At 41.7% G+C, this 6639-nt stretch carries 7 protein-coding genes; all 7 read right to left on the minus strand.

Going from position 1 to position 6639, the window contains the following annotated elements:
- Nucleotides 1-82: 82 nt before the first annotated feature.
- Nucleotides 83-865, minus strand: a complete 783-nt coding sequence (locus tag G631_RS18455) for an alpha/beta hydrolase (RefSeq protein ID WP_035789483.1) — start codon at nucleotides 863-865, stop codon at nucleotides 83-85.
- 5 nt (nucleotides 866-870) lie between these two features.
- Nucleotides 871-1290, minus strand: a complete 420-nt coding sequence (locus G631_RS0107570) for a hypothetical protein (protein WP_155833894.1) — start codon at nucleotides 1288-1290, stop codon at nucleotides 871-873.
- 56 nt (nucleotides 1291-1346) lie between these two features.
- The gene (locus G631_RS0107575) at nucleotides 1347-1532 is read right to left on the minus strand and encodes a hypothetical protein (RefSeq protein WP_026488936.1); all 186 of its coding nucleotides are present in this window, start codon (nucleotides 1530-1532) and stop codon (nucleotides 1347-1349) included.
- A gap of 143 nt (nucleotides 1533-1675) precedes the next feature.
- A complete protein-coding gene (locus G631_RS0107580; protein WP_026488937.1) occupies nucleotides 1676-3526 on the minus strand; it encodes a thiamine pyrophosphate-binding protein in 1851 nt (616 codons plus the stop codon).
- A 4-nt stretch (nucleotides 3527-3530) separates the two neighbouring features.
- A complete protein-coding gene (rfbF, locus tag G631_RS0107585; protein ID WP_026488938.1) occupies nucleotides 3531-4310 on the minus strand; it encodes a glucose-1-phosphate cytidylyltransferase in 780 nt (259 codons plus the stop codon).
- A gap of 66 nt (nucleotides 4311-4376) precedes the next feature.
- Entirely contained in the window at nucleotides 4377-5459 is a 1083-nt protein-coding gene (locus G631_RS0107590) for a galactitol-1-phosphate 5-dehydrogenase (protein ID WP_026488939.1), read from the minus strand.
- A gap of 93 nt (nucleotides 5460-5552) precedes the next feature.
- Nucleotides 5553-6266: an IspD/TarI family cytidylyltransferase gene (locus G631_RS0107595; RefSeq protein WP_026488940.1), complete on the minus strand. Its 714-nt coding sequence runs from the start codon at nucleotides 6264-6266 to the stop codon at nucleotides 5553-5555.
- Between the last annotated feature and the right edge of the window lie 373 nt (nucleotides 6267-6639).

Raw genomic sequence — 6639 nt, forward strand, 5'->3', positions numbered from 1 at the left:
ATGCTACCATGTAATTTTTCCCTTACATGATAGCATATTTAAACCTAACAAAAAGTATCTTTCATGAACATAAAATGTACAATCATTCACAGATAAATGAAGAAATTACATCCGCAGCTATTTCAATCTGCTCAAGGTTAGTAATGGAAGGATTTCCATCCCCTTCCTGTATTCCATAACTGCCAAAATAGGAATGTATTCCACCATCTATTACATATTCCTCACTGTCAGATGGCCAAAAAGTCCTACTCTTATCATAGTTATTCATATTTAATACGGTATCCTCTGACCCGTAAATTGACAAAAGCCTTACATCTTTTTGGCTAAGATCAACACCTGGATAGGATGCACACAGAATGATGCCCTTGTACTCACCATCTTCCTGCTCTCCAAGGTAGGTAGTTGCAGCAACACCACCAAGAGAATGGCCTGCCAGATACCAGTCAAGGTCCCCAGCATATTTAGCTGCATCAGGATATTGGTTTTTTATGATATCTGCTGCATTAGACCTTAGAAAAGCCAGATTTTCCGGCATTCTAGGAAGCAAACATAAAAAGCCTCTGTCTGCAAGCTCGTACATAAGTCCACTATAAGCCTGATATTCAACCTTGCCACCTGGATAAAAAACTATGACAGCCTTGACCTCACTCCTGGATGGAACAAAAACAAACAGATCATCATCGGAGAATACCTGTACCTGATCATTCGACTTGTCAGCTATCTCTGATATTACTTCACTGTCTGCCCTATAATAGTCTCCTGTATAGATCTTAAACCCTATGGCAAATGCTAATGCACCAAAAACAAGTATCCCTAAAAGCCAAAAGAATATCTTATTTATTAGTTTACATATTTTTACAAACAACTTACTCAATCCCCTTTCAAACTATCACTCATTATTCTAATGAGTTCCATGGCGCTTGAAAAGGTTTTCTTGTCATTTGTGTCAACTACCACTACATTGCCCTGCCATGTAGCGTTTTGTCTGAAAGCTATCTGAACTATAAAAGTTCCGAGCTTTCCTTTCTTATTTTGAATATTTCTGGTTCCATGTCTCTTCTGAACTTTGTCAATCACCAGCTCGTCATCAGCCACATCGACTCTCTGGTGTCTGCGATGCTCTGTGGAAACAAACTCTCTCTGCTCGAGACCCTTTTGTGGAAAATCCCACTCATCCATGAGACCATCTACCATGGTCAACATGCTGGTAGCACTCTTAAAGCATATAGGATCATCAGAATACTGATGCCACACATTTCCCTGGAAATCAGCATTTTCATTGCTATCCACACAAATACTTATCAAATTTCTAGCAAACAGCATTTGTTTCGCATCACCCATTTTCGCTAAGCCGTCCCTTCTCTTTTTGAACTCATCTGCCCATTCTTGATAGCCCCATCTATCATCTGAATCAGTTCTAACGTGCTCCGAAAATAATCTGTCTTGTTCTCATCTGCCCATATAACGCGGCCCTGCCAGGTCTCGTTTTGACAATGGTCCACCTTAATTATAAAGGTCCCCTTATTTCCCATTATCTACTCCCTTTCATTACCTCGTATATCATAAGGTGCAAAATATACCTTTGACATCTACATCATTTTATCTATATACCAATCATACAAATAATCATATACAGATTTAATTTTGTAATTTTATTTCACTTTATATATGATTATTAGAAATCAATATACATATTGGCCTTAAGTTCTTCTCTTGGAAGGAATGGAGCAAGATCCTCAAGAGGTGGGCTGTCGAGGGTTCCATCAGGATTTCTTCTGGCACTGCTCTTCGGTTCCCAAACCTGCGTAGTATCAGTAAATACTTCGCAAAAGACAGGCCCATTCTCTGAAAGAGCCTGTTCTAGCTTACTATCAAGCTCACTGCCTTTTTTTACTGAAATATACTTGTATCCAAATGCATCCGCAATCTTTTCAAAGCTTGGGAAAGCCAAGTCTCCACTCTCTGGTCCTATTCCAACCTTGGAGTACTCAGAAAAAATATTATTCTGAGTGATCCTTATAGAATGATAGCCTGCATTATTGATAAGAAAAATCTTAACAGGAAGCTTATTAGTAATAATAGTCTGAAGTTCCTGAAGGTTCATCATGATACTGCCATCACCCTCAAGGCAGATAGTCTCTCTTTTTCCTGCAGATATGCAAAGTCCAATTGCTGCAGGAAGGCCATATCCCATACTGGCAACACCATTGTTTATGATGAATCGGGTTCCTTCCTTGATGCAATAGCTCTGATGTCCTGCGACGCAGCATGCACCATTGCTGACCGCTGTAAGACTGTTCTTATCAAGCTTTTCAGATAATGCTCTCACAAAGCCGTAAACATTAACTTCCTTGTCCCCGGTTTCTCTCTGAGCTCTGGAAACAACTGGATATTTTTCTTTCCAGCTGCGGCACTGTGCTCTCCAGTCCTCGCCTCCAAATACAGTTTCACCATCCGGGATTTCTTTTGCCATAACCTGACAAAAGTCCCTGGCATCTGCCCAAATCCTAGTGTCCACATGAAGCGTATGCTTGTCCATCTCAGCTCTGTCAATATCAACCATTATGACTCTTGCTGCTCTCGCCCAGGTCTTCCAGGTATATCCAACCTGCCTTATGGACAGACGGCTTCCAATAACCAGCACAAGGTCTGCATTCTGCACAGCAAAATTACCGGCCCTGTCCCCCATATTGCCGCCTCTTCCGCAATATAACGGATTATCATCCTCTATAAGATCTATAGAATTCCAATAGGTACAAACTGGAACTCCAAGTTTATCCACCATTTTCCTAAAGGCCTCAAATCCGCCGGATACTCTTACTCCGCCTCCTGCGTAGATTACAGGCCTCTTGGCGTTTCTGACGGCATCAATTATTTCTCTGGCCTTTTCAGCTGTAAATGCAGGTGGCAAAAGAGCCATGTCTCCCTCAGCCTCCGGGTCATAGCCTCTAAGCAGGGCCACATCCACATCTGTGTTCTGGAAATTAACAGGTACATCAATCCACACAGGACCAGGTCTTCCGTTATTCATGAGGAACCAGGCTTTCTCAAGATGATACCTGATGTCCGTAGGATCCTCCAGCATTACTGCATACTTACACATAGGGCTGGTCATTTTGGTAATATCGTACTCCTGATCTCCAAGTGATCTAAGATCAGGGTAATCCGTGTCACATCCCTGGGACTCCATATATTTTTTCCAATATCTGACAGTAGTGTCATAACGAACCTGACCACTGACCACAAACATTGGAAGAGAATCAAGCCATCCACCAAGAACACCTGTAATGGCGTTAGTTCCACCAGGGCCTGATGTTACACATAGCGCTGCAACCTTATTCTCATATCTTGAATAACTCTCCGCCGCAATAGCTGCGCCCTGCTCATGATGAAAGTGAGTGCACTTTATCTTTTCCGCGTGTCCAAAGGAATTATCCAAAAACATAGCGCCACCGCCCACAACCATAAAGCAGTCGGTGACACCTTTTTTACTCAAAAAATCTACAATATAATCTGAAACTTTCATATCATCACCATTTGATCCAAGGAGCTCTTCCTGTCTCTATAAGACTTGAAAGCTCATCTCTTTCACGGGCAGTATCCATGCACTTCCAGAATCCATTGTATTCATAAGCTGCCATTTGGCCGTCCTTAACAAGGTTATGCATAGGCTCTTTTTCAAAGAAGGTCTCATCACCCTCTATGTAGTCGAATACTCCCGGCTCGAGAACCATGTAACCGCCATTTATTCTGGCTCCATCAATGCTGGCCTTTTCTCTGAAGTCTCTTACTATTGACTTGTCATTTCTGTCTATATCAAATACACCAAATCTCTGTCCAGCCAGAATAGCTGTAACAGTAGCTATCTTGCCATGTTCCTTGTGGAAAGCAAGAAGATCATTCATATCTATATCGCAAACGCCATCACCATAGGTCATGAAAAAGGCTTCATTTCCAACGTGCTCCCTGATTCTCTTGATACGTCCACCTGTCATTGTGCTATAACCTGTGTCAACTACTGTAACCTTCCAGGGCTCAGCCTTCTGTGAGTGAAATTCTATCTGACCGCTATTGGCGAAATCAAAAGTAACATCACAGTTGTGGAGATAATAATTTGCAAAATACTCCTTGATCACCTCCTGCTTGTAACCAGCGCAGATAATGAATTCATTAAATCCGTAGTGGGAATACTCCTTCATAATGTGCCACAAGATAGGCTTGCCTCCGATCTCAATCATTGGCTTGGGCCTTAAATGGCTCTCTTCACTGATTCTGGTTCCAAAACCACCTGCTAAAATTACTACTTTCATTTTAAAAATCCCTTCAAATAAACTTACAAAAACAACAAGGTGTATTTTAGCACATTTTTATTATCATTAAACCATTTTGACCATAATCTTCACATAATCTTCAGATTTTCGTTTCATAATATCTAGTCCTTTAGACATGTGCTCAAGGTCAAATACATGTGTAACAAGGTTGTCCGCCTTTAGCGATGATAAGCGGTCTATAACATATTGCCAGTCATCTGTTTTTTTCTTTCTGTCACCTCTTCCATCGTAGGAAGAATTCCAGGTTCCAAGGACTGTCATCTGTTTGCGAAGTATTTTCCAGTAGGTGTCTTTCTTAAGTTCCATGTCAGAGGCAGGATTTCCAACAAGCATCAATGTACCTAGTGGTGCAGTACATTTTATCGCCTGCTCTACATTTTCAGGTCTGCCTACGCATTCAAAATAATTGTCAGCACCTCTATTGTTACTTGCACTCATTACAAATGCTATTGGATCCTTGTACCTTACATCACAGAAATATTCTGGGTTTCCGCCCATTAATATGTATTTTTCCTTCTGAATATCCTTATTGCCTATAACATACACACTCTCATAGCCTGCATCCAAGAGAAATCTACAGGTTAAAAGCCCTATGGTTCCCAGGCCACAGATGACGATTGTTCTCTCCCTACAAGCTGGAAGAGCTTTGTTTTTTTTGTCTAAAAGCCCAGCTCTTTTGATTGAGTGTACCGCAACACTCATTGGTTCCAGCATAGCAGCTTCAATAAATGAAACATCATCAGGAAGCGGTACCAGATTCCATATAGGAACTGCCACATACTCAGCAAATCCGCCATCGCTCCTTGATCCCAGGTAATCATAGTTTTCGCACATCTCGTAATGTCCCGCCCTGCACTGAGAACACTCCCTGCATGGAATTAGTGGGAATACGCCAACTCTTTTACCTACCAGGGCTGGCTTATCTTTGCACTTTTCCACAACACCTGAAAACTCATGGCCAGGAATAATAGGCATATTGTGAGCTCCCGACTTATATATCCTTGGAATATCAGATCCACAGATGCCGCAGCACATAACTCTGACAAGAGCCTCGCCCTTCCTGGGAACAGGCTCATCAACATTTGTAAGTTTTATATTTCCTATACCATACAGCACTTGTGCTTTCATTTGTATCCTCTCAGATTGCTGGAAATTTACCATGTAGCTTATGTCTCATTCTAGCTATAGTAAACGTCGTACAATTCTGCTATTCACTGTAGTTTAGTCAGTAGCATCTATAAGCTGCCTTGCCCTGGCAAGATCCTGTGCAGTTGTAACCTTAAAGTTTCTCTGATCTCCAGGAATCATGGCCACGTCCATTCCAGCCATTATAGCCGGTTCTGTAGAACCTTTGATCAGGAGTATCTTATCTGGCAAAAGGTCTTTATTGGCCTTAAGATACTTGGCATAAAGGAATGCTTCTGGCGCCTGGCCGGCATATATATTATTGCGGTTTAATAGTTCCTCCACCTGCACGCCACTTCTACTAAAGTACACAGTATCGTTCATAGGCAGAACCGGCATGGCCCCATCATGCTCATCCAAGGCAAGAAGACACTCATTTACTGTTTCCAGACTCACAAATGGTCTTGCGGCATCGTGGATAATGACTCCGTCAATTGAGCTCTCTCCTAGTGTCTTTCCAATATCTACAAGAGCATTATAAATCGACATCTGCCTGTTTTCTCCCGGGTCAGAAAAGCCAAGGAACTTCTCGCTTATAGGATTATCTCCACCTTCAAACATGGCATCTTCTATAAATTCCCTAAAAGCTTCATCAGCTACAATCTGGATGTTACTTACATACTCAGATTCTGCAAATGCCTTCATGCTATGCATGATCATCATTTGTCCGGATAATTCCACAAACTGCTTGGGAATATCTCCTCCAACCCTTGTCCCTGTGCCACCTGCAAGAATAATAGCTATATTCATAGAGCCGCCTTTCTACTGTGTGAAGCGCTAGTGTATTCATGCTATCATATGATGATATATGAATCGCTTATTCCTCATATTTGTTCGGGTCTTAAAGTCAAAATGCTTAACCCTAGGGCTTGTATGCATTTTGACTTTTGACGCCCATATCATCATATATAATTATACGATATATTGTGCATAAGAACAAAGAGTCGCTTGTGACTCTTTCTCGCCCTAGCGGTATTGCGAAGCAATAAACTCCATCTCCGTAAGGAGCGCATCCACAGCGGAGGTTCAGTGATGCATGCCCAGCACTTTTCCTTTTCTTGCATGACTTTCTTGATCCACTGTCATGCAATCTTTCTTATTTTGCTATTTTTGCATCATTCTC

It is taken from the genome of Butyrivibrio sp. XBB1001 (assembly GCF_000424505.1).
GTDB lineage: Bacteria > Bacillota > Clostridia > Lachnospirales > Lachnospiraceae > Butyrivibrio.